The organism is Pseudomonas sp. GW823-FHT06B06, from assembly GCF_058795195.1.
This window is the reverse complement of record NZ_JBXAHO010000001.1, coordinates 306411-325963: the sequence shown is the minus strand read 5'-3', so window position 1 is coordinate 325963 and position 19553 is coordinate 306411. Positions and strand designations below refer to the sequence as shown.

19 protein-coding genes are annotated in these 19553 nt (G+C 60.6%); 14 read left to right on the top strand and 5 right to left on the bottom strand.

Annotated elements, in window-relative coordinates; genetic code table 11:
- Positions 1-17 precede the first annotated feature (17 nt).
- The 4 genes from AC1Q8Q_RS01575 (at position 18) to AC1Q8Q_RS01560 (ending at position 3246) form a co-directional block, all read left to right on the top strand.
- Complete coding sequence (locus tag AC1Q8Q_RS01575; RefSeq protein WP_168757309.1) at positions 18-572, top strand: hypothetical protein; 555 nt, start codon at positions 18-20, stop codon at positions 570-572.
- Between the two features lie 26 nt (positions 573-598).
- A complete protein-coding gene (locus AC1Q8Q_RS01570; RefSeq protein WP_020799652.1) occupies positions 599-1876 on the top strand; it encodes a flavohemoglobin expression-modulating QEGLA motif protein in 1278 nt (425 codons plus the stop codon).
- A gap of 129 nt (positions 1877-2005) precedes the next feature.
- On the top strand, positions 2006-2920 hold the full coding sequence (locus AC1Q8Q_RS01565; RefSeq protein WP_168757310.1) for an alpha/beta hydrolase: 915 nt from the start codon (positions 2006-2008) through the stop codon (positions 2918-2920).
- A complete protein-coding gene (locus tag AC1Q8Q_RS01560; protein ID WP_020799650.1) occupies positions 2917-3246 on the top strand; it encodes a PA3694 family proteiin in 330 nt (109 codons plus the stop codon). The genes AC1Q8Q_RS01565 and AC1Q8Q_RS01560 overlap by 4 nt, the downstream gene beginning before the upstream one ends.
- Before the next feature lie 90 nt (positions 3247-3336).
- On the opposite strand, the gene lptF is transcribed toward AC1Q8Q_RS01560, so the two are convergent.
- From lptF to AC1Q8Q_RS01545, 3 genes are all read right to left on the bottom strand, one after another.
- The gene (lptF, locus tag AC1Q8Q_RS01555) at positions 3337-4128 is read right to left on the bottom strand and encodes a lipotoxin F family OmpA-related lipoprotein LptF (RefSeq protein WP_020799649.1); all 792 of its coding nucleotides are present in this window, start codon (positions 4126-4128) and stop codon (positions 3337-3339) included.
- 47 nt (positions 4129-4175) lie between these two features.
- Positions 4176-4583: a DUF4398 domain-containing protein gene (locus AC1Q8Q_RS01550; protein ID WP_020799648.1), complete on the bottom strand. Its 408-nt coding sequence runs from the start codon at positions 4581-4583 to the stop codon at positions 4176-4178.
- Positions 4584-4853: 270 nt separating this feature from the next.
- Entirely contained in the window at positions 4854-5198 is a 345-nt protein-coding gene (locus AC1Q8Q_RS01545) for a hypothetical protein (RefSeq protein WP_020799647.1), read from the bottom strand.
- A gap of 200 nt (positions 5199-5398) precedes the next feature.
- On the opposite strand from AC1Q8Q_RS01545, the gene ppc reads away from it, so the two are divergent.
- From ppc to AC1Q8Q_RS01510, 7 genes are all read left to right on the top strand, one after another.
- The gene (gene ppc, locus AC1Q8Q_RS01540; RefSeq protein WP_020799646.1) at positions 5399-8029 is read left to right on the top strand and encodes a phosphoenolpyruvate carboxylase; all 2631 of its coding nucleotides are present in this window, start codon (positions 5399-5401) and stop codon (positions 8027-8029) included.
- 289 nt (positions 8030-8318) lie between these two features.
- Positions 8319-8966 carry an adenylate kinase gene (gene adk, locus AC1Q8Q_RS01535; protein ID WP_020799645.1) on the top strand — a complete coding sequence of 216 codons (648 nt, stop codon included), beginning with the start codon at positions 8319-8321 and terminating at the stop codon, positions 8964-8966.
- An 87-nt stretch (positions 8967-9053) separates the two neighbouring features.
- Positions 9054-9728, top strand: coding sequence for a tRNA (adenosine(37)-N6)-threonylcarbamoyltransferase complex dimerization subunit type 1 TsaB (gene tsaB / locus AC1Q8Q_RS01530; protein ID WP_151140608.1), 675 nt, complete (start codon positions 9054-9056; stop codon positions 9726-9728).
- A gap of 234 nt (positions 9729-9962) precedes the next feature.
- Entirely contained in the window at positions 9963-10268 is a 306-nt protein-coding gene (locus AC1Q8Q_RS01525; protein WP_168757311.1) for a hypothetical protein, read from the top strand.
- Entirely contained in the window at positions 10265-11125 is an 861-nt protein-coding gene (locus tag AC1Q8Q_RS01520) for a DUF72 domain-containing protein (protein ID WP_173667173.1), read from the top strand. Before AC1Q8Q_RS01525 ends, AC1Q8Q_RS01520 begins: the two co-directional genes overlap by 4 nt.
- A 33-nt stretch (positions 11126-11158) precedes the next feature.
- Positions 11159-11980: an isocitrate lyase/PEP mutase family protein gene (locus AC1Q8Q_RS01515; RefSeq protein WP_033043309.1), complete on the top strand. Its 822-nt coding sequence runs from the start codon at positions 11159-11161 to the stop codon at positions 11978-11980.
- 2 nt (positions 11981-11982) lie between these two features.
- Positions 11983-12678 carry an extensin-like domain-containing protein gene (locus tag AC1Q8Q_RS01510; RefSeq protein WP_168757312.1) on the top strand — a complete coding sequence of 232 codons (696 nt, stop codon included), beginning with the start codon at positions 11983-11985 and terminating at the stop codon, positions 12676-12678.
- A 3-nt stretch (positions 12679-12681) separates the two neighbouring features.
- On the opposite strand, the gene AC1Q8Q_RS01505 is transcribed toward AC1Q8Q_RS01510, so the two are convergent.
- A complete protein-coding gene (locus tag AC1Q8Q_RS01505) occupies positions 12682-13302 on the bottom strand; it encodes a hypothetical protein (protein ID WP_020799639.1) in 621 nt (206 codons plus the stop codon).
- Positions 13303-13395: 93 nt separating this feature from the next.
- Between AC1Q8Q_RS01505 and AC1Q8Q_RS01500 the strand changes: the two genes are divergently transcribed.
- Positions 13396-14178, top strand: coding sequence for a class I SAM-dependent methyltransferase (locus tag AC1Q8Q_RS01500; RefSeq protein ID WP_020799638.1), 783 nt, complete (start codon positions 13396-13398; stop codon positions 14176-14178).
- Positions 14179-14316: 138 nt separating this feature from the next.
- Here AC1Q8Q_RS01500 and AC1Q8Q_RS01495 read toward each other — a convergent pair whose 3' ends face one another.
- A complete protein-coding gene (locus AC1Q8Q_RS01495; RefSeq protein ID WP_033043312.1) occupies positions 14317-14955 on the bottom strand; it encodes a TetR/AcrR family transcriptional regulator in 639 nt (212 codons plus the stop codon).
- A gap of 93 nt (positions 14956-15048) precedes the next feature.
- On the opposite strand from AC1Q8Q_RS01495, the gene AC1Q8Q_RS01490 reads away from it, so the two are divergent.
- A complete protein-coding gene (locus tag AC1Q8Q_RS01490; protein ID WP_020799636.1) occupies positions 15049-16149 on the top strand; it encodes an efflux RND transporter periplasmic adaptor subunit in 1101 nt (366 codons plus the stop codon).
- A gap of 6 nt (positions 16150-16155) precedes the next feature.
- A complete protein-coding gene (locus AC1Q8Q_RS01485; protein WP_083348320.1) occupies positions 16156-19221 on the top strand; it encodes an efflux RND transporter permease subunit in 3066 nt (1021 codons plus the stop codon).
- Positions 19222-19553 lie beyond the last annotated feature (332 nt).

Sequence of the window (19553 nt, the reverse complement as noted above, 5' to 3'; positions counted from 1 at the left end):
TCGATAGGGAGTGTTGAATGAAAGCTTGGTGCGCCGTAGTAATCGCCTTGTCGTTCCTGCTGCTCAGCGGCTGCCTGGTGACCTTCAAGGAGCCGCTGCCCACGAGCGAGCCCGCACCAAAAGGTTTATTGGGAAAATGGACCAGCACCAATGCCTGGGGTGAACCGCTGAATCTTGAGTTGACGCGCATCGGCGACAATCGCTATCAGGCAGTCAGCTATTTCAAGGCCAGGCCCAAGGAACGCGAGGCCTATCCATTTACCGTGTCTCACCACGGTAGCCGCTGGTATCTCTCTGCGAAAGCGCCGGCCCGGTTCGGCGGGCATTTCACGATTGCCGGCTTCGAACTCACCGACAAGCGCGAACTGGTGGTGTACAACCTCGACCTCGAGCAAATCAAGCAGGCGCTTGGGCAGAAAATTCTCAGTGGCGAAGTCTTCCAGACCGACGACGGCGAGGGCGTGTTGATCGACAGCAAGATGGACCAGGTATCGGCCTACCTCGACGATCCCGCCAACTCCGATGTATTCGTCGAAGCGGTCCGCTACCAGCGCCAGGCCAAGGCCCAATAACCAACAGTTTTCAACAGGAGTTCCGGGTGGACGATTACCAGCAGTCGATACGCATTTTGTCCGATCGCATTGTGCTGGCACAGACGCCGATTCGCGTCCTCGATGCGGTGAAATGGGACGACAACATCCGCAAGGGCTTCCTCAAGGCCAAGGGCAAGGAAATGCCCGCGGTGGACCGTGATTACTATCTCAACCGTCCGCTGGCCTTCGATTCCAGCAAGGTGAAGCTGGAATTCCAGAACATCGAGCGCGACATCACCCGTCAACTTGGCCAGTTCAACCCGGTCGGGCAAATCATGCGCCGCATGTGCAAGGAATACCGGATGGTGGTGCGCATGCTCGAAGCGCGTGGCACCGAGGATTTCGGCCTGATTTCCCAGGAGTTGTATGGCGCTGCCTCGGACGCCTTTCATGCTGGCGACCCGACCCTGTCCGACCTGGGCATGATGCTGTCCGAGTACCTGAACAACATCGACGGTCGTGGCGACCTCAAGGATGAACCGAAGACGCTGACGGCCAAGGAAGCGGTCGACCTGTTGCAACATCGCTTGAACAAAGTATTTGGCGAAGCCGAGGAAACCATCCGCGTGTTCGAGTCTGACGGCATCGTCGCCGATGCGGCTGCCGGCGCTGACTACATCAAGATCCGCTCCGATGCGATGTTCAATCAGCGCGATGTGCGCGCCCTGGAGGTCCACGAAGGGCTGGTGCATGTCGGTACCACCCTCAACGGTTTGAACCAGCCGATCTGCACCTTCCTGTCCAAGGGGCCGCCCTCGTCGACGGTGACCCAGGAAGGCCTGGCGATCCTGATGGAAATCATCACCTTTGCCTCCTACCCGAGCCGCCTGCGCAAGCTGACCAACCGCACGCGGGCCATTCACATGGTTGAGGAGGGCGCGGATTTCCTGCAGGTGTTCGAGTTCTTCCGCGAACAAGGCTTCGAGATGCCCGAGAGCTACAGCAACGCCAGTCGCGTTTTCCGCGGCTCGGTGCCGACAGGTCTGCCATTCACCAAAGACTTGTCCTACCTCAAGGGCTTCATCATGATTTACAACTACATTCAACTGGCCGTGCGTAAAGGCAAGCTGGAGCAGATACCGCTGTTGTTCTGCGGCAAGACTACCCTGGAAGACATGCGCACCTTGCGCCTGCTGGTGGATGAAGGCCTGGTGGTGCCGCCCAAGTACCTGCCTGAACAGTTTCGCGACATGAACGCGTTGTCGGCGTGGATGTGTTTCTCCAACTTCCTCAATCACCTGAGCCTGGACCGGATCGAGGCGGATTACTCCAATATCCTTTGATCAGATCGTTCCCACGCTCTGCGTGGGAATGCCGCCATGGACGCTCCGCGTCCACTGTGACGCGGAGCGTCACGTTATGCATTCCCACGCGGAGCATGGGAACGATCACCCACATTGAGGTTTCACCGGATGAGAATCCTCGGCATCTTCTGCCTTCTCCTGGCCCTGAGCGGTTGCAGCTCACTGCTGTTCTACCCCGAACCCGGCCAGTTATTCACCCCGGAAAAAGCCAAGCTCGAATACCGCGATGTCACCCTGACCACCGCCGACGGCCTCAAGCTGCACGGCTGGTGGCTGCCGGCAAAAAAAGGTGTCGAGGTCAAAGGCACCGTTTTGCACCTGCACGGCAACGGTGGCAACCTGCCCATGCACCTGGGCGGGAGTTGGTGGCTGCCTAAAGAGGGTTACCAGGTGTTGCTGGTGGACTATCGCGGCTACGGCTTGTCCGAGGGCGAACCGAGCTTGCCGGCGATCTATCAGGACATCGACGCCGCGTTCCAATGGCTCGACCAGGCCCCGGAGGTCAAGGGCAAGCCGCTGATCTTGCTGGGACAGAGCCTTGGCGGTTCGATGGCGGTTCACTACCTCGTGCAACACCCCGAGCGGCAAAAACAACTGAAGGCGGTTGTGCTCGATGGTGTGCCTGCCAGTTACCGCAGTGTCGGTCGTTATGCGCTGAGCAATTCATGGGTGTTCTGGGCGTTCCAGGTGCCGCTGTCCTGGCTGGTGCCTGATGGCGACAGTGCGATCAATTCCATGGCTCAGCTCAATGGCGTGCCGAAACTGATCTACCACAGCATCGACGATCCGCTCGTGCCTCTTTCCAACGGCATCCGTCTGTATCAAGCTGCGCCGCCGCCCAGGGTGCTGCAACTGACCCGTGGCGGTCACGTGCAGACATTCGCCGACCCGGTCTGGCGCAAAGTCATGTTGCGTTATCTCGATGACCCGCAGCATTTCAACGGCCTGCGCCGCTTGGGCGAAATCCCCAATTACCCGGCACCCGAACATTCTGAAAATGAACCACCAGAGAGCCCGCAATGAGTGAAGAACGTAACGCCATCCCGCTGATCATCACCGGTATCTGCAGCATCCTCGGCACCGTCGCGGCCTTGTGGTGGTACGGCTACCTGCACTTCGCCAAGCCAGAGGATGCGTTGCTGCTCAACGAATTCACCATGCTCAAGACCGTGCCGGGCGAAGACTACAAGGTCTCCCTGGAACCGGCGGCGCAAGTGGCGCAGTGCATTGATGGCGTGTTGGTGCTGTTCGACACCGAACAGAAAGGCCTGACCGGCGTGCTGGTCAACAACAAGAAGAAAGCGGTGCGTTGCATGGGGCAGGAAACCCCGCAGAAGCTGGAACAGTAGGAGCTGCCGAAGGCTGCGATCTTTTGATCTTGAAAACTAAAAGCCCCGCCTGATCAGATCAGGTGGGGCTTTTGGATTATTGCGTGATGCTTAATTCGAGCTCACCGCCGAACGCGGAATCACCGGCTGGTTGTCATTGGAAATCGTCACTTCCACCCGACGATTCTGTGCCCGGCCCGAGACACTGGTATTTTCCGCCACGGGATATTCCTTGCCATAACCCTGGGCGACGATGCGGGTTGGATCAACACCCATCTTCACCAGCGCCATGCGCACGGAGCTGGCGCGGCGTTCCGACAGTGACTGGTTGTGCGAGGCGGTACCGGTGCTGTCGGTGTAACCCTCGACAATCACCTTGCGGTCCGGATTCTCCTGAAGGTACTGGGCCAGTTTGTTGATGTTCATCATGCCGTTGGATTTCAGCTCGGCCTTGTCGGTGGCGAACAGCACATCACCGAAGGTCACCAACGTGCCGCGATCGGTCTGTTTGGCATTGAGGCTGTCCTGCAGCTGCTTGATCTGCTGGTCGCGGGCGTCAAGACGCGCCTGGGCCCGTTGTGCAGAAGCGTTTTTCAGATTGGCTTCGGCGGTGCGCAGGGCGATGGTCTGTTTCGCCACTTCGACACGCTGGTTGGTCAGGTAGGCCAACTGGTCAACCTTGGCCGGGTCTTCCTTATCCAGGTAGGCCTTGTCGGCCTTGTCCAGGTAATCGCTGGCGTCCTTGGTTTCCAGCGCCGCGACTTTGCTCGCCTGCGGGTTGGCTTGCAGGCCGGAATAATTGGTGCGGGCCTGTTCCAGATTGGCGTTGGGAGGCGTTGAGCATGCGGCCAAAGTAACGCTGGCGGCCAGCAGGGCAGGGATCATCAAATTTTTTGAATTCATGGTTTTAGTCCTTTTCAATCGAGTAAGAAATACGTCGTGCAGCGCTGTTACTGAACGGTGCGCTGGCTTTCCTGACGCAGTTCCTGAACCCCTTTCTGAGAGTCCTTCACAGATTGTTCGGCTTTCATCGCCTGGGCTTTGCGCTCGGCTACACGAGCGTCCCACTCAGCCTGTTCGGCCAAGGTCTTGGCTTGATCGAACTTCTTGTCGTGCATGGCAATTTCGGCTTGCTTGAGTTTGTCTTGTGCAGCCTTCATTTCCACTGCAGCGAATTCGGTACCACCGGCACTGACGGCGCTATTGACCGCTGACTCGGTGACGGCAAATTGCTCGGTGGGTGGGTTACCCGCGCAACCGGCCAGCACGAGGCCTGTGCCGATGGCCAGTGCCGCCATTTTCAGTCCGTGCAGGGAAGAGGATTTGCCAGTTCGGGTTTTCATCGTTTTCAACTCCATTGGGCTAACTCCTGAGCAACGTGAATATCCATCCTGGGCAAAGAGCCGAAACCGTATTTCACAAGGCTTTTTGAAACGGCCGTCCCAGGCGTGGTTACTGGGTTGACCCGAGGCGTTTTTTGAAAGTTCAGAAATTTAGCTGGCTATCGAAAAAATTTCGACGCAGCGCGAAGGGCTCTATATCGAGGAATGTGGCGATGAACACAGCTGATCACACCCCTCGAAGGGGGTGCGAACAGTGATTTTCAGGAGGGACAAATACAAAAAAAATCAGTGCTTTTGCTTGTCGCCAGCGGCCGACAGGTCATGCAAATGACGACGGGACAAAGCGAGGAAACGTGGGGTCGGGCCGATGTCTTCGTACAACGGATCGCCCTCTTCATCAGTGGCGACTACGGTGGAACCTTTCACATACGGAAAACTTTTTTCCAGTTCTTCCAGGGCGGCCCCGATCAATTCGCCCAGCAGTTCTTCAGGATGCCGCTTGGGGTACATCTCGATAATCGCCGCAAGCCGTGCGGCAGCCTCCACGTCCAGATGAATCGAATAGCCTGTGTCGGTCAGGCGACCCTTGGCGTTTTCTTCCCAGTGGTTGGCAAGCTCGCGGATTTTCATAATGACCTCATTGCACTCCTGCTCCCGGCAGGCGGGGAATGTCCGGCAGATGCCGGCGACAGCCGTTGTACGGCTTACTCTTGAGACTAGCTTTTACGCCAAAGGTTTAAAGGCCCTTCGTCGTCTTGCTTGTAAGAACCGGTCTGGAGCGGCACTCTTAAGGTTCCTGGTCGACCGGATTTTTCGCTGGAGAACTGTTGATGACCGATATTGATGCACGCTTGCGCGAAGACGTTCACCTGCTCGGTGAGTTGTTGGGCAACACCATTCGGGAACAGTATGGGGACGGCTTTCTCGACAAGATCGAGCAGATCCGCAAGGGGGCGAAGGCTGACCGTCGCGGTTCCATGGATGCCGAGCTCAGCGCCAGCCTCAACCAGTTGACGGAGGACGAACTGCTGCCGGTGGCGCGGGCGTTCAACCAGTTTCTCAACCTGGCCAACATCGCCGAGCAGTACCAACTGATTCATCGTCGCGAAGAATCCCAGCCCGCGCCATTCGAGGCGCGGGTACTGCCGGAGCTGCTCGCCCGCCTGCGCGCCGAAGGTCATGGCGCCGAGTCCCTGGCCCGTCAGTTGGGACGGCTGGAAATCGAGCTGGTGCTGACGGCGCACCCGACCGAAGTCGCGCGCCGCACGCTGATCCAGAAATACGACGCCATCGCTGCGCAACTGGCGGCGCAGGACCATCGCGACCTGACCAGCGCCGAGCGCGAGCAGATCAAGTCGACATTGCAGCGCCTGATCGCCGAAGCCTGGCACACCGAAGAAATCCGCCGCACGCGCCCGACGCCGGTCGACGAAGCCAAATGGGGCTTCGCGGTGATCGAGCATTCACTGTGGCAAGCGATCCCCAACTACTTGCGCAAGGCCGACCAAGCCCTGCATGCCGCCACGGGACTGCATTTGCCATTGGAAGCGGCGCCGATTCGCTTCGCCTCGTGGATGGGCGGCGACCGCGACGGCAACCCCAACGTGACGGCGGCCGTGACCCGTGAAGTGCTGCTGCTGGCGCGCTGGATGGCGGCCGATTTGTACCTGCGCGATGTCGATCATCTGGCTGCCGAGTTGTCGATGCAGCAGGCCAGTGAAGAATTGAAGGCCAAGGCTGGCGACAGCGCCGAACCTTACCGCGCTGTGCTCAAGCAGCTACGCGAACGCCTGCGCGCCACGCGAAGCTGGGCGCACACCGCGTTGTCGACGCCGACGCCTGCACCGGCCGATGTACTGCAAGACAATCGCGACCTGCTCGACCCACTGGAGCTGTGCTACCACTCGCTGCATGAGTGCGGCATGGGCGTCATCGCCGACGGTCCCTTGCTCGATTGCCTGCGCCGGGCCGTGACGTTCGGCCTGTTCCTGGTGCGCCTCGATGTACGCCAGGACTCGTCGCGCCATACCGCGGCCATGACCGAAATCACCGACTACCTTGGCCTGGGTCGCTATGAAGACTGGAGCGAAGAAGAGCGCATCGCCTTCCTGACGCGCGAACTGAATAACCGTCGACCCTTGTTGCCGGCCTACTACAAGCCTTCGGCCGATACCGCCGAAGTGCTGGCGACTTGCCGGGAAATCGCTGCGGCGCCAGGAGCGTCGCTGGGCTCCTACGTGATTTCCATGGCCGGTGCCGCTTCCGATGTGCTGGCCGTGCAGCTGCTGCTCAAGGAGTCCGGGGTATTGCGGCCGATGCGCGTGGTGCCGCTGTTCGAAACCCTTGCCGACCTCGATAACGCAGGTCCGGTGATCGAGAAGCTCTTGTTGCTGCCGGGCTATCGCTCGCGCCTGCAAGGCCCGCAGGAAGTGATGATCGGTTATTCCGACTCGGCCAAGGACGCAGGGACCACGGCAGCCGCCTGGGCCCAGTACCGGGCGCAGGAACAACTGGTGGATATCTGCCGCTCGCACGACGTGGAACTGCTGTTGTTCCATGGTCGCGGCGGCACCGTGGGGCGGGGTGGCGGCCCGGCGCACGCGGCGATTCTGTCGCAGCCGCCGGGTTCGGTCGCCGGACGTTTCCGCACCACCGAGCAGGGAGAAATGATTCGATTCAAGTTCGGCCTGCCGGACATCGCCGAGCAAAACCTCAATCTGTATCTGGCCGCGGTGCTCGAAGCGACCTTGCTGCCACCGCCGCCGCCGACACCTGAGTGGCGCCATCTGATGGACGAACTGGCCGCCGATGGGGTCAGCGCCTACCGTGCGGTGGTGCGGGAAAATCCGCAGTTCGTGGAATATTTCCGCCAGTCCACCCCGGAACAGGAGCTTGGGCGCCTGCCGCTGGGCAGTCGCCCGGCCAAGCGCCGTGCTGGCGGGATCGAAAGCCTGCGGGCCATCCCGTGGATCTTCGGCTGGACCCAGACCCGGTTGATGCTGCCCGCCTGGTTGGGCTGGGAAGCGGCCCTGAGCAAAGCGCTGGAGCGCGGTGAGGGCGAACTGCTGCAGCAGATGCGCGAGCAGTGGCCGTTTTTCCGCACGCGCATCGACATGCTGGAAATGGTCCTGGCCAAGGCCGACGCGGATATCGCCCGCTCCTACGACGAGCGTCTGGTCGAGCCGGACTTGCTACCTTTGGGCGCGCATTTACGCGACCTATTGTCGCAGGCATGCGCCATCGTTCTCGGCTTGACCGGTCAGTCGCAGCTGCTGGCACATAGCCCAGCCACCCTGGAATTCATCCGCTTGCGCAACACTTACCTCGACCCGCTTCATCTATTGCAGGCAGAGTTGCTGGCACGATCGCGGCAACCGGATGTGGCCCAGGACAGCCCGGTAGAACAGGCGTTGCTGGTGTCTGTAGCAGGGATTGCCGCCGGTTTGCGCAACACCGGCTGAGGATTTTTGCCATGCTTTTGGGCATCCGGCGGGGGCGCCGGATGCGGTTCCAAGGCGGGTTAAAAAGTGCTGCCAGGCGACAGTTAATGATGGGGTTGCGACTTGGGGAACCCGGTTGCGCGGTCACGACAGGCAGTGGTTTCTCCGACTTTTGGCGGCTTGTGTGGGCGAAGCCTGCTGTGTATCTTGATCAGCCTTTGGCCGTTTGGGCGGTCACGACCCTATTTTTGAGATTGGCCCCACGAGGCGAATCTGACGTTATCCATATAAAAAATTGAGGAGCACATCGATGCGCGTCATTCTGCTGGGAGCTCCCGGGGCCGGTAAAGGTACTCAGGCTAAGTTCATCACCGAAAAATTCGGTATTCCGCAAATCTCCACCGGCGACATGCTGCGTGCCGCGGTCAAGGCTGGCACCGAGCTGGGCATCAAGGCCAAGAGCATCATGGATGCCGGTGGCCTGGTGTCCGATGACTTGATCATCGCCCTGGTCAAGGACCGTATCGCCCAGTCCGACTGCGCCAACGGTTTCCTGTTCGACGGTTTCCCGCGCACCATTCCACAGGCTGAAGCCCTGGTGACTGCCGGTGTCGAGCTCGACGCGGTGGTTGAAATCGCCGTTGAAGACGAAGAGATCGTGCAGCGTATCGCCGGTCGCCGTGTTCACGAGGCCAGCGGTCGTGTCTACCACATCGTCTACAACCCGCCGAAAATTGCTGGCAAGGACGACATCACCGGCGAAGAGCTGGTACAGCGCAAGGACGACACTGAAGAAACCGTGCGTCATCGCCTGTCCGTCTACCATTCGCAGACCAAACCGCTGGTGGACTTCTACCAGAAGCTGTCTGCTGCCAACGGCAAGCCGAAGTACAGCCATATCGAAGGCGTCGGCTCGGTTGAAGCGATCACCGACAAGGTGCTGGCTGCCCTGAGCTGAAAATAGCTTGATCTTCTACGGCCCGCTTGCGGGCCGTAGTTGTTTATACTGACGGACTTTTTTCTGACCTCTCTTGTGGAAACATCGATGAGCACCTTGCTGGCCCTGGACACCGCGACTGAAGCTTGCTCCGTTGCCTTGCTGCATGACGGCAAAGTGACGAGCCATTACGAGGTGATTCCGCGCCTGCATGCACAGAAGCTGCTGCCGATGATCCAGCAGTTGCTTGCCGATGCCGGTACCACCCTGCAAGCGGTCGATGCCATCGCCTTCGGTCGCGGGCCGGGTGCATTCACCGGCGTGCGGATTGCCATCGGTGTGGTGCAAGGCCTGGCCTTTGCACTCGATCGCCCAGTCTTGCCGGTGTCGAACCTGGCGGTGCTGGCCCAACGCGCCTATCGCGAACACGGTGCCAGCCAGGTCGCGGCGGCCATCGATGCGCGGATGGACGAGGTGTATTGGGGCTGCTACCGAGAAACCGCAGGGGAGATGCGCCTGGTCGGCTCCGAAGCGGTATTGCCACCGGAAGTCGCTGCATTGCCGGCCGATGCCAGCGGTGAGTGGTTCGGCGCGGGCACCGGTTGGGGCTATGCCGAACGCATTGGCGTCAGCCTGAGCGGGCAGGATGCGGGCATGTTGCCCCATGCTGAAGATTTGCTGACCCTGGCGCGTTTCGCTTGGGAACGTGGCGAGGCGATCGTGGCGGATGAGGCGCAGCCGGTTTATCTGCGCGATAAAGTGGCGACGCCGAAAGCGCGTTAATCCCTTGGTCCCAGGTGTCCGCTTCGCGAGCAGGCTCGCTCCCACAGGAGTTATGCCAATCCCTGTGGGAGCGAGCCTGCTCGCGAAGACGATCATGCCTGGCGAAGCCAATCGTCGTTTTCTAACCCCGGGTTTTAAACCTTTTGCCTTTTATGTGTTCTAGTTATCACTAGGCAGTTTGCGATGTGGGTTATGTGCCACTAGACTGCCATTACTGATACCGAGCATGCACCTATGCGTATAGACGGCGTTTCCTCTCAGTCCTACCCCATCAAGCGCAAGCCTCGCAAAGACCCGCGAGTGGAAGACGAGTCCGTCGATATCGAAGGCGAACTTGCATTTGCGACTGAAGAACAGCTGGCTGCCCGTGCTGCCAAAGCCGCTGCGCAGAAGCTGAGCAATCTTCCCGCCCGCCAGCAGGACATGCTTTATCACCGCGCGATGAACAAAAGCGTGGCAATGGCGCTGGCCAGTTACCTGAGCACCGCCAGTTTCGTCGAATGGGATGCACAAGTGCTGGGCCTCGACCTGTACATCTGATGTTGCCTTACTACCTTGGTTGCCCGTCCTGGAGCGAAAACGCCTGGCGTGATTACCTCTACCCGGCAGCGGCCAGGCCCGCCGATTTTCTGGGTCTCTATTCCCAAGTGTTCAACGCCGTGGAAGGCAATACGACCTTCTACGCGAGTCCCTCTGCCAGTACCGTGCAGCGATGGGCCGAGGTCATGCCCGCACACTTTCGCTTCACCGCGAAGTTTCCCCGCGAGATCAGTCACGGCGGGGACCTGCGAGAACAACTGACTGCCGCCGAAACCTTCACCCGATTGCTCAGCCCGCTGGGCGAGCGGATAGCGCCGTTGTGGCTGCAATTATCCAAGGGCTTTACGCCGCAACGCTTGCCCGAGCTGGCCGGATTCATCGACGCGCTGCAGCGCCCGCTGGCCGTTGAAGTGCGGCATGACGAGTTCTTTGCCAAGGGCGAGAACGAGCGGATGCTCAATCGCCTGTTGCTCGATCGTGGGGTCGAGCGCATTTGCCTTGATCCCCGTGCTTTGTTCAGCTGTACCTCCACCGACCCTTCGGTGCTGCACGCCCAATCGAAGAAACCCCGTGTGCCGCCGCGCCCTGCAGCGTTCACGCAGTTCCCGCAGGTGCGTTTCATCGGTCATCCGCAGCTTGAGGCCAATGAACCGTTCCTGTTGCCGTGGGTGGAGAAAATCGCCCTGTGGATCGAAGAAGGTCGTACGCCCTACATCTTCCTGCACACCGCCGACAATGTGCTCGCGGCCAAACTGGCACAACGTTTCCACGCGCGCCTGATGCTGCGTCTGCCTGGCTTGCCGGCGCTGCCTGAGCTATACAGAGAGCCCGCGGCGGAGCAACTTGGCTTGCTCTGAAGCGGACTCGTTTCCCTTCAGAGGAGCCTGCCAATGGATGCGCAAACCCTTCGAGCCCAAGCGTTCAGAGCCTTGCACGAACGCGACGGGGTTTTTGTGATTCCCAACCCGTGGGATGCTGGTTCGGCCAAGATGCTCGCCAGCCTGGGTTTCGAGGCGCTGGCGACCACCAGCGCCGGTTACGCTTTTTCCCAGGGTCGCCCTGATGGCGGCCTGACGCTTGACGACACCCTGGCCAACGTCCGGGCGATTGTCGCCGCCACCGACCTGCCGGTCGCGGTCGATCTGGAAAACGGATTCGCCGATGATCCCGCCGAATGCGCGCAAAGCATTCTGGCGGCGGCGGCCGCGGGTGCCGTCGGCGGTTCGATCGAGGACTTCACGGGCCGACCGGACGCTCCGATTTATTGCTTCGAACATGCCGTGGCGCGCATCGAGGCCGCCGTCGCTGCCGCTCGCAGCTTGCCTTTCGCGTTCACGCTGACAGCCCGTGCCGAGAACTATCTGCATGGCAATCCGGATCTGGCCGACACGATCCGCCGCTTGCAGGCGTTCGCCGAAGCGGGTGCCGACGTGTTGTATGCGCCAGGGTTGCGCAGCGCTGAAGAGGTATTGGCGGTGGTTCGCGCCGTGGCGCCGAAACCGGTCAACGTGTTGATGTCCGGCGGCTTGAAGCTGACGGTCGAGCAGTTGGGCGAAATGGGCGTCAAGCGCATCAGTGTCGGCTCGGCGCTGGCCCTGGCGGCGCTGGGTGAGTTCTACCGCGCCGCCGAAGAGATCAAGACGGCGGGCACGTTCGGCTTCACGTCGCGCTCCATGCCCTACGCCCAGGCCAATCAGTTTTTCAAAGGCTGACGGTGCGGTTTCGCGGGTGGCTGCTGCTGATCCTGTTGATCATCGCAGCTGCGGGAGTGGGCGTCTGGCGCGATTGGATCTCCCTGCCGCCGCAGTGGAATCCCTGGGCGCCGCTGGACGTCAAGGCGGAGCCCAACCTGCTGACCCGCTACAAACTGATGCGTCTGCGCGCTGATTCGCAGCTGTGCGATCAGGCGTTGAGCAGCTCCGGATTGCGCGTGACCCGTCAGGCCGACAGCCCGGACGCCAAATGTCCGCTGACCAATGCCCTGCGTGTGCAGGGCGGGGACGTGGCCCTGAGCAGCAGTTTCCTTGCCAGCTGCCGACTCGCCGTGTCGTTTGCCCTGTTCGAGCATCACGCGCTGCAACCTGCGGCGCAGGCGATCTACGGGCAAGCGGTCACGCGGGTCGATCACCTTGGCAGCTTTGCCTGCCGCAATGTCTACAGTCGCGAGAATGGCAGGCTCAGCCAGCACGCGTCGGCCAATGCACTGGATATCGCCGGTTTTCGACTGGCGGATGGCCGGACCGTCAATGTGCTCAAGGATTGGTCGAAGGATAATCAGGATGGAAGATTTTTAAGGCAGGTGCGCGATGGCGCCTGTGGCCTGTTCAGCGTGGTGCTGAGCCCGGATTACAACGCGGCCCATCGCAATCACTTTCATCTGGATGTCGGGCCTTGGTGGGTCTGTCGGTGATGCTTAGGCGGCGAGGCGCAGGTTCTGCAGGATGATCGGGCGTGCCCAGCCGTTGTCGAAATCGAGTTGTTTCTGTTGCTCCAGCAGTTCTTCCGGCGAGAACGGCGGGAACGGCTTGTCCAGCAGATCGAGCTCGAACTCGGCGATCGGCAAATGCAGTGGACGCGGTTGCGGTGCGGGACCGGCTTGCGGCAACGGCTGACCGGCGGTGAGCACGATCGGGCGTACCCAGCCGCTCTCGAAGTTTTGCTGTTGCTGCTGGGCAACGATTTCTTCGGCGGGGAACGGTGGGAATGGTTTGTCGGCCAGTTCCATTTCGAACTCGGCAATTGGCAGGAACAGCGGTTCGGGCGGGCGAACTTCGTTGTCTTTCACGTCGCATTCGCGCTGGGAAACGATGTGCGCCAGCAGGTCACTGCCCACGGTAGGTTCAACCGGGCTTTGCAAATCGACCGGTGGAAAATTCAGCGATTGCGGAAGCACTTCACCCGACTGTTCGGCCAGTGCACGGGCAAAGAAATCCTGCCATATGTGACTGACGCCGCCCAGTACCTGGGTATTTCGCAGGTTGTAATCGCCGTAGGGCGAGATAAAGCCTGTGATTGTGGGTTGAATGTCTGACATTTCTCTCGGTCGACGCTCAGCTCTGGCAAAATGCTCGATAGTTTTGTTATCGGCCGTTTTTGCCGATCATTAATTTTTTGAGCGTGTTTTCCCATGATTGATCAACCTGCGGCCTGCCGCATCCATGTCGAGGCGCTGAGCGCGGCCTTCGAGCCCCAGGCCGAGCAATGGGCCGAGCGTCTGGGCCTGCCGCTGCAAGTGACTGATGGCGAGTTCGCGTTGCAGGTGGGTGACCAGGGTCTGCAGCTGCAACAGCTGGGGCCGGACGCGCCCGGACCAGTGCGGGTGGATTTCGTCGAGGGTGGCGCGGCGCATCGCCGGTTGTACGGTGGCGGCAGTGGGCAGATGATCGCCAAGGCCGTCGGCGTCGCCCAAGGCGTGCGTCCGCGTGTGCTGGATGCCACCGCGGGGCTGGGCAAGGATGCGTTCGTGCTGGCTAGCCTGGGTTGCGAGATGAGCCTGATCGAGCGTCAGCCGTTGATTGGTGCCTTGCTTGAAGATGGCCTGGCCCGTGGCGCGGAAGATTTTGACGTAGCACCCATCGTGGCGCGCATGCGCTTGCTCAAGGGCAACTCGATCGAGGTGATGCGCAATTGGCAGGGCGAACCGCCGCAGGTGATCTACCTCGACCCGATGTTCCCCCATCGTGAGAAAACCGCGCTGGTGAAAAAGGAAATGCGCCTGTTCCGGCCACTGGTTGGGGATGATCCGGATGCGCCGGCTTTGCTTGAAGCCGCCCTGGCCCTGGCCAGCCACCGGGTGGTGGTCAAGCGTCCGCGCAAGGCGCCGTGCATTGAGGGGCCCAAGCCGAGCCATGCACTGGATGGCAAGTCCAGCCGGTATGACATCTACCCGAAGAAAGCGCTCAAGCCCTAAGACCGAGTCGCCTTCATCGCGGGCAAGCCACGCTCCCACAGGATTTGTGTTGAACACAATTTCTATGAATACCTCGAACCCTGTGGGAGCGGGCTTGCCCGCGATGGCGTCAGATCAGCCAACCAATATCTGTCAGGCCTACTCCGGCCGATAAGCCCGCATAAACAACCCCACAACCTCCCGCACATGGCTCTCCGCCGCGTCCCCGGTCAGCGGCTCGCCACAGCCATACAACAACCGAAAATTCCCCGCGCCCTTGAGCAGGCAGAAGAAGTGCTCAGCCGCATTGTGCGGTTTGTCGATACTCAACGCGCCACTTTCGTCGATCCGGGTCAGCAAACGCTCCATGCCATGCAGCATGCGTTGCGGGCCCGCCTCAAAGAAGATTTGCGAGAGTTTCGGGTCCTGGCTGCCCAGGGTCATCATCAACCGGTGCAGGTTCACCGACTCGTCGCTGTTGATCAACTGGTGAAAGCCGCGGGCGATGTTCAGCAGTACGGTTTCCACTGCCACGCCTTCGGGCAATTCAAAGAACAGTGACGGCAACTGTTCCTCGCACTTGGCCACCACGGCAGCGGAGAACAGCGTCTCCTTGTCGTTGAAGTGGCTGTAGACCGTGAGCTTCGACACACCGGCCTGCGTAGCGACAGCATCCATGCTGGTGTTGGCATATCCCTTGGTCAGAAACAGCGTTTTCGCTGCATCGAGGATCGCCTGGCGCTTGGCCAGATCCTTGGGGCGGCCCGGGCCATTGGGTGCTGAAAGATTGTTCGGCATATTCGCTTTTATTACTGGACTGGTGAGTTTGCTATTAATAACATACTCGTCAGTATAATTATTCCAAGCACCATTGGCGAAAGGTCCTTCACCATGTTCCGCTATGCCTTGCCCCTCGCGTTGCCAGTCACCCTGGCGTTTTTATTGACCGCGTGCGGTCACGAAGAGGCGCCTCAAGTCAGCGTTCGACCGGCCATGGTGGTCCAGCCAGAGCCTTCAACCCAGGCGATGGAAAGTTATCCCGGTGAAGTCCGTGCCCGCTTTGAACCGGAGCTGGCGTTCCGCATTGGCGGAAAAGTCAGCCGACGACTGGTCGACGAAGGGCAGCGGGTCAAGGCCGACCAGCCACTGGCGGAACTCGATCCTCAGGACGTGCGCCTGCAACTGGAGGCCACCCGTGCCCAGGTCGCGGCCGCCGAGGCCAACCTGAACATGGTGCGTGCCGAGCGTGATCGCTATAAAACGCTGATGGAGCGCCAACTGGTCAGTCGCTCGCAGTATGACAATCACGAAAACCTGTACCGGTCCGGTGAAGCGCGTCTTAAACAGATCAAGGCCGAGTTCAACGTCTCCACCAATCAGGCCAGTTACGCGGTGCTGCGGGCGCCGCAAGATGGCGTTGTGGCCAAGCGAGCCGTGGAAGTCGGGCAAGTGGTCGCGGCGGGGCAAACGGTGTTTACCCTGGCCACCGATGGTGAGCGTGAAGTGTTGATCAGCTTGCCGGAAGCAAGCTTCGGCCGCTTCAAGGTGGGTCAACCGGTTTCGGTAGAACTGTGGACGCAACCGGATCAGCGCTTCGCCGGACACATCCGCGAACTGTCGCCGGCCGCCGATCCAAAGTCGCGCACCTTCGCCGCGCGTATCGCCTTCAATGCGGGCACGGTACCGGCCGAACTCGGCCAGAGCGCCCGTGTCTTCGTTCAGAGCGCCCAATCCGTGCCGTTGTCAGTGCCACTGTCGGCGCTGACCGCGGAGAACGGCGTGACCTACGTCTGGGTCGTCAGCGCCAACAACACCTTGAAGAAGACCCCGGTTCGGGTCGGTGCCTTCGGTGAGAAAACCGTCCCGGTACTCGAAGGCCTCAATGCCAGCGACTGGGTGGTGGCCGCCGGCGTCCATGTGCTTCTCGACGGGCAGTCCGTGCGCCCGGTGGATCGCTCCAACCGCGTGGTCAATCTGGCTGGCAAGGAGTAGTCCCCGATGGGTTTCAATCTTTCTGCATGGGCGCTGCGCAATCGCCAGATCGTCCTGTTCCTGATGCTCTTGCTGGCGATTGTCGGCGCACTGTCCTACACCAAGCTGGGTCAAAGCGAAGACCCGCCGTTCACCTTCAAGGCCATGGTGATCCGTACCAACTGGCCGGGGGCGACCGCACAGGAAGTCTCGCGCCAGGTCACCGAACGCATTGAAAAGAAGCTGATGGAAACCGGCGAGTACGAGCGCATCGTGTCGTTCTCGCGCCCGGGTGAATCACAGGTGACCTTCATCGCCAGAGACTCCATGCACTCGGTGGAGATACCGGACCTCTGGTATCAGGTGCGCAAGAAGGTCAGCGACATTCGCCATACCCTGCCGCCGGGTATCCAGGGGCCGTTCTTCAACGATGAATTCGGCACCACCTTCGGCAATATCTACGCCCTGACAGGCGAAGGTTTCGATTACGCCGTGCTCAAGGACTACGCCGACCGCATCCAGATCCAGCTGCAGCGGGTCAAGGATGTGGGCAAGGTCGACCTGCTCGGTTTGCAGGACGAAAAGATCTGGATCGAGCTGTCCAACGTCAAGCTCGCCACCCTCGGATTGCCGCTGGCGTCGGTGCAGCAAGCCCTTGAAGAACAGAATGCGGTGTCCACCGCCGGCTTCTTCGAAACCACCAGCGAACGATTGCAGCTACGGGTCTCGGGGAATTTCCAGACGGTCGAAGAGATCAAGAACTTCCCGATTCGTGTCGGCGATCGTACGTTCCGCATCGCCGATGTCGCCAACGTGCGCCGCGGTTTCAACGATCCACCGGCGCCGCGCATGCGCTTCATGGGTGAAGACGCCATTGGCCTGGCCGTGGCCATGAAGGACGGCGGCGACATTCTGGTGCTGGGCAAGGCCCTGGAAATCGAGTTTGCCCGTATCCAGAAGAACCTCCCGGCCGGCATGCAGTTGCGCAAGGTCTCGGACCAACCGGCCGCCGTGAAAACCGGCGTCGGCGAATTCGTCCAGGTGCTGGTCGAAGCGCTGGCCATCGTCTTGCTGGTGAGCTTCTTCTCCCTCGGGGTGCGCACCGGCATGGTGGTGGCCCTGGCCATCCCGCTGGTATTGGCGATGACGTTCGCCTGCATGTATTACCTCGGGATAGGCCTGCACAAGATCTCCCTCGGCGCCCTGGTGCTGGCGCTGGGCTTGCTGGTGGACGACGCCATCATCGCCGTGGAAATGATGGCGATCAAAATGGAGCAGGGCTTCGACCGGATCAAGGCGGCGAGTTATGCCTGGACCAGCACCGCGTTCCCGATGCTCACCGGTACGCTGATCACCGCCGCCGGTTTCCTGCCCATCGCTACCGCGCAATCGGGCACCGGCGAATACACCCGTTCGATCTTTGAAGTGGTGACCATTGCACTGGTGGCGTCCTGGGTGGCGGCGGTGCTCTTCGTGCCTTATCTGGGGGAAAAGCTCCTGCCGGACCTGGCGAAAATTCACGCGGCCAAACATGGCACTGATCAACCCGATCCCTATGGCACGCCGTTTTATCAACGCGTACGGCGTCTGGTGGAGTGGTGCGTGCGCTGGCGCAAGACCGTGATCACGGCGACTGTGGTGCTGTTCATTGCCTCCATCGTGCTGTTTCGATTTGTGCCTCAACAGTTCTTCCCGGCCTCGGGCCGACTGGAGTTGATGGTCGACCTGAAGCTGGCCGAAGGCGCGTCCCTGAGCAATACGGCCGAGGAGGTCAAGCGCCTCGAAGCGTTGCTTAAGGACAAAGCCGGCATCGACAACTACGTGGCCTACGTCGGGACCGGCTCACCGCGTTTTTACCTGCCGCTTGATCAGCAATTGCCAGCAGCGAGCTTCGCCCAGTTCGTCGTCCTGGCAAAAACCATCGAAGATCGCGAACCCTTGCGCACCTGGCTGATCACGACCCTCAACGAACAATTTCCGGCCTTGCGCTCGCGGGTCACGCGCCTGGAGAACGGTCCGCCGGTTGGCTATCCGGTGCAATTCCGGGTGACCGGTGAGCACATCGAGGAAGTCCGCGCACTGGCCCGAAAGGTCGCGGCCAAGGTTCGCGAAAACCCGCATGTGGTCAACGTCCATCTGGACTGGGAAGAGCCCAGCAAGGTCGTCTATCTGAATATCGATCAGGACCGTGCACGGGCATTGGGCGTGAGCACGGCAAACCTGTCGAAGTTCCTGCAGAGCTCGCTGACCGGTTCCAGCGTCAGCCAGTACCGCGAAGACAACGAGTTGATCGAGATCCTGTTGCGCGGCACCGTGCATGAGCGCACCGAACTGTCGCTGCTGCCAAGCCTGGCGGTGCCGACCGACAATGGTCGCAGCGTTGCGCTGTCGCAGATCGCGACCCTGGAATACGGCTTTGAAGAAGGCGTGATCTGGCACCGTAATCGCCTGCCCAACGTGACGGTTCGCGCCGACATCTATGGCAAGGAACAACCGGCGACCCTGGTGCAGCAGATCATGCCGACCCTCGATCCGATCCGCGCCGAATTGCCGGATGGCTATCTACTGGATGTCGGCGGTACGGTCGAGGATTCCGCTCGCGGGCAGAACTCGGTGAAGGCTGGCGTGCCGTTGTTCATCGTGGTGGTGTTGACGTTGCTGATGCTGCAGTTGCGCAGCTTCTCCCGCACGGCGATGGTGTTCCTGACGGCGCCCCTGGGGTTGATCGGGGTGACGCTGTTCCTGATGGTGTTCCGCCAGCCGTTCGGGTTTGTGGCCATGCTCGGGACCATCGCGTTGTCGGGGATGATCATGCGCAACTCGGTGATCCTGGTGGATCAGATCGAGCAGGATATCGCGGCCGGGTTGAAGCCGTGGCAGGCGATTATTGAGGCGACCGTGCGGCGGTTCAGGCCGATTGTGCTGACGGCGCTGGCTGCTGTTCTGGCGATGATTCCATTGTCGCGCAGTGTGTTTTTCGGGCCGATGGCGGTGGCGATCATGGGCGGTTTGATCGTGGCGACGGCGTTGACGTTGTTATTTTTGCCTGCGTTGTATGCGGCTTGGTTTCGGGTCAAGAAAGAATCGGCCTGAGTTCGTTGGACTTGGCGGCCTTTGGGCCGACCAAGCTCTGGTTTTTCGAGTACATATCCGTTTCTGCGGTAAGGGCGGCTGACGGTTTCGCCCTTACGGCGACTCACTTTTTTTCAAACCCCTCCGGTTGGCTTCGCTGGCACCTACATGCAGCGTGTTCGACTGCGTCGAACGGCGCTGCGCGCCACTCCCCGGATGAACACCTCCGCTCAGCCTCCCGAAGGGACGGGTGGATCAAGATCAACAGCTGGAGCTAACGCTCGGCCTGATGAGTGGTGAAGAGCGGAGGGTGTATACCCTGTGGGAGCGGGCTTGCTCGCGAAGGCGGCCTG

What these genes read in the sequence shown, in the direction of transcription:
- AC1Q8Q_RS01550 (WP_020799648.1), bottom strand. Translation starts at nt 4,583, where the DNA reads ATGGAGTTGAAAACGATGAAAACCCGAACTGGCAAATCCTCTTCCCTG.
- AC1Q8Q_RS01495 (WP_033043312.1), bottom strand. Translation starts at nt 14,955, where the DNA reads ATGCCGAACAATCTTTCAGCACCCAATGGCCCGGGCCGCCCCAAGGAT.
- AC1Q8Q_RS01560 (WP_020799650.1), top strand. Translation starts at nt 2,917, where the DNA reads ATGAGTGAAGAACGTAACGCCATCCCGCTGATCATCACCGGTATCTGC.
- AC1Q8Q_RS01545 (WP_020799647.1), bottom strand. Translation starts at nt 5,198, where the DNA reads ATGAAAATCCGCGAGCTTGCCAACCACTGGGAAGAAAACGCCAAGGGT.
- AC1Q8Q_RS01575 (WP_168757309.1), top strand. Translation starts at nt 18, where the DNA reads ATGAAAGCTTGGTGCGCCGTAGTAATCGCCTTGTCGTTCCTGCTGCTC.
- adk (WP_020799645.1), top strand. Translation starts at nt 8,319, where the DNA reads ATGCGCGTCATTCTGCTGGGAGCTCCCGGGGCCGGTAAAGGTACTCAG.
- AC1Q8Q_RS01505 (WP_020799639.1), bottom strand. Translation starts at nt 13,302, where the DNA reads ATGTCAGACATTCAACCCACAATCACAGGCTTTATCTCGCCCTACGGC.
- AC1Q8Q_RS01485 (WP_083348320.1), top strand. Translation starts at nt 16,156, where the DNA reads ATGGGTTTCAATCTTTCTGCATGGGCGCTGCGCAATCGCCAGATCGTC.
- AC1Q8Q_RS01490 (WP_020799636.1), top strand. Translation starts at nt 15,049, where the DNA reads ATGTTCCGCTATGCCTTGCCCCTCGCGTTGCCAGTCACCCTGGCGTTT.
- ppc (WP_020799646.1), top strand. Translation starts at nt 5,399, where the DNA reads ATGACCGATATTGATGCACGCTTGCGCGAAGACGTTCACCTGCTCGGT.
- AC1Q8Q_RS01525 (WP_168757311.1), top strand. Translation starts at nt 9,963, where the DNA reads ATGCGTATAGACGGCGTTTCCTCTCAGTCCTACCCCATCAAGCGCAAG.
- lptF (WP_020799649.1), bottom strand. Translation starts at nt 4,128, where the DNA reads ATGAATTCAAAAAATTTGATGATCCCTGCCCTGCTGGCCGCCAGCGTT.
- AC1Q8Q_RS01515 (WP_033043309.1), top strand. Translation starts at nt 11,159, where the DNA reads ATGGATGCGCAAACCCTTCGAGCCCAAGCGTTCAGAGCCTTGCACGAA.
- AC1Q8Q_RS01565 (WP_168757310.1), top strand. Translation starts at nt 2,006, where the DNA reads ATGAGAATCCTCGGCATCTTCTGCCTTCTCCTGGCCCTGAGCGGTTGC.
- tsaB (WP_151140608.1), top strand. Translation starts at nt 9,054, where the DNA reads ATGAGCACCTTGCTGGCCCTGGACACCGCGACTGAAGCTTGCTCCGTT.
- AC1Q8Q_RS01500 (WP_020799638.1), top strand. Translation starts at nt 13,396, where the DNA reads ATGATTGATCAACCTGCGGCCTGCCGCATCCATGTCGAGGCGCTGAGC.